At 56.0% G+C, this 2,486-nt stretch carries 1 protein-coding gene and 2 pseudogenes; 2 read left to right on the top strand and 1 reads right to left on the bottom strand.

The features are described from left to right. Together FTU62_RS17150 and FTU62_RS17675 are read left to right on the top strand one after the other, a co-directional pair. Positions 1–812: LysR family substrate-binding domain-containing protein (locus tag FTU62_RS17150; RefSeq protein WP_159139002.1), on the top strand; the 812-nt coding region annotated here is incomplete at its 5' end. A gap of 131 nt (positions 813–943) precedes the next feature. After that, positions 944–1,186 (top strand): annotated as a pseudogene (locus FTU62_RS17675) (conjugal transfer protein TraG); the annotation flags it as partial. On the opposite strand, the pseudogene FTU62_RS17145 reads toward FTU62_RS17675, so the two are convergent. Continuing rightward, positions 1,183–1,743 (bottom strand): annotated as a pseudogene (locus tag FTU62_RS17145) (tyrosine-type recombinase/integrase); the annotation flags it as partial. The pseudogenes FTU62_RS17675 and FTU62_RS17145 sit on opposite strands and share 4 nt — an antisense overlap. Positions 1,744–2,486: the final 743 nt, after the last annotated feature.

Raw genomic sequence — 2,486 nt, 5'->3', positions numbered from 1 at the left:
AGGATAACCTTGGTGTCCTGCTATTTGAGCGCCATGCGCGGGGCGTTCGGCTAACAGACGCAGGCAGGCACTTCATGGAGCGTGTCACGGCGGGTGTCGATCAACTCGATCACGCAGTGAAGACCGCAGGCATGACAGCTCAAGGAGAATACGGCCGGCTTCGCATCGGCATCCATGCCTTAATCCCACGCAGCTTTCTCACGGAGCTGATCCGTCATTATCGGGAAGAACATACGGGCATTGAGGTTGAGATCACCGAAGGCACAGCCCGCGATGCGGTGATGCAGCTTCGTGCTGACCAGCTCGACGTGGTGTTCGTCGCGGGCAAGCCCGAGATGCCCGACTGCCATACCCGACCGATCTGGACCGAACCGCTGGTGGCCGTGCTATCGGATGGGCATCGCCTCGCCGGGCAGTCCGCAATCACTTGGTCCGATCTGGTCGGCGAGACTTTCATTGTTCGCTATGGTGGCACCGGCCCGCAGGTCCATGACCATATCGTGCTGCGCCTTGCCGGGCGTTGGCCCGCACCGTCGATCCGGCGCTTTGATGTGGGGCGCGACACGCTGCTATCTATGGTCGGACAAGGCTTCGGCATCACTATCGTCGGCGAGGCAACGTCATTGTTGCCGACGACCGGCATCGTCTTCCTGCCCTTCCTCGATGAACCGGAGCCGGTTGCCTTTACAGCCGTCTGGTCGCCGTTCAATCGCAACTCCGCACTGAAAAATCTACTCAACCTCGCAGGCAAAATGAAGCGTGACGGCGATTCGCCCAATCGTTTCCTGGATGGCACTCGACCGGCACGATAACGGCACAGGCGATCCATCCTATTTGCCGCCGATAGTATCCGGCAGCCCTCCGGCATCCTCTTTCCTGTTGCCCGTCCCGATTTTGCCTACTCTCTGATCGGCTCCGTCTCTTTTGCCGACTGGAGCCTGCATTGCGCGGAGGCCGAATCCTTTGGGGTCAGATCGCCGTAGTCATCACCATCGTTCTGGTGATGACGTGGGCGGCGACGCAATGGGTTGCCTTTCGCCTCGGCTTCCAGCCCCAGCTTGGAGCGCCATGGTTCGATCTGGCGGGCCTGCCGGTCTATTATCCGCCGGCCTTCTTCTGGTGGTGGTTTTCCTTCGACGCCTACGCGCCCGCTATCTTCGTCGAGGGCGGCATCATCGCGGTATCGGCCGGGTTCGGCACCTTTTCCCCGTGCAGGATCGCGAAGGCATAAACGAGCTTCACAATGTCGCGGACGTGGACGGCTGTTGCCGGGGCTCCCCGTGCCTTCACCTTGGCGCACATGGCGCGGAGATCGTCGGGGCTGATTTCCGTCAGCAGACGATTCCGAAAGGTCGGAAGAATGTCCCGCTCATAGATCGAGCGGCGCATCGCGCGGGTGCTGTCGGCCATCTTCGCCTCCAGCAACCAGCGTTCGCCAAACTCGCCGAAGCTCTTTGCCTCTTTGATGCGGCGCTTCTCGCGTTGCTTCTCTCGGGCGGGCGACCGTCCTTCAAGTATGGCGCGCTTGGCGTCGATCAGTTTCTCGCGCGCCCGCGCCAGCGACAGGTCGGAAGCGCCGTAGCGGCCCAGCGTCAAAGTCTCCCGACGCCCGTTGAGGCGGTAGTCATACCGGAACACGACCGCCCCCGAGGGATTGACCACGACGTACATACCGTCACGGTCTACGACCTTATATAATTTATTCTTTGGCTTCAGTGCTTTGATGCCAGCGTCAGTCAGCATTTCGACCCTCCGAGATCGTTCAAAAACGCCTGAGAGCCGCCCGATATACCGTCAGGCCCAAATTGGCCTACCTGAATGGCAAATTTCCTATTATTATCAAGGGAATAAGACAGAAAAAATACCGTCAGAAGCTCTCTTACCCCTGACGGTATATTCGTTTTGGCGATGCGGCAAGAGTCGCCATACCGTCAGCCATACCGTCTATTGCGAGGCTTGCCCCGCGATAGACCGCGATAGACGGCAGTATATTTAATTAATGATTTCAGTTACTTGCGTGCGGTGATCGGCGGCCGCCGGCGGCGTTCGGATAGGCCCGAATTATTCCCACTTTATTGTAAACAAGACATTTTTATCTTTTATATTCAATGGCTTATTTTCCTGCTAATTGGTAATACCATGAAAAATACCATGCTCAGAAAAGGCTTAACAATATTTTGAAAAATTGCCTACTGAGCGCTGCCGCACAGCTCCATAGGCCGCTTTCCTGGCTTTGCTTCCAGATGTATGCTCTTCTGCTCCTGCAGCTAATGGATCACCGCAAACAGGTTACTCGCCTGGGGATTCCCTTTCGACCCGAGCATCCGTATGAGACTCATGCTCGATTATTATTATTATACTCTGTACACGACAAATTTCACAGAACCCTTATCCTATCAGGATTCTGCTTTCTTAAAATTGCCAAAATTTCCTTAAACTCTTCTTTTTTCCCAAAACCAATTAAACGCTGAATCGCCATTTGAACA

This window comes from Acinetobacter sp. YH12126 (genome assembly GCF_013418745.1).
GTDB classification, from domain to species: Bacteria; Pseudomonadota; Gammaproteobacteria; order Pseudomonadales; family Moraxellaceae; genus Acinetobacter; species Acinetobacter amyesii.
The sequence above is the reverse complement of the archived record's forward strand: the minus strand, read 5'-3'. Positions and strand labels throughout refer to the sequence as shown.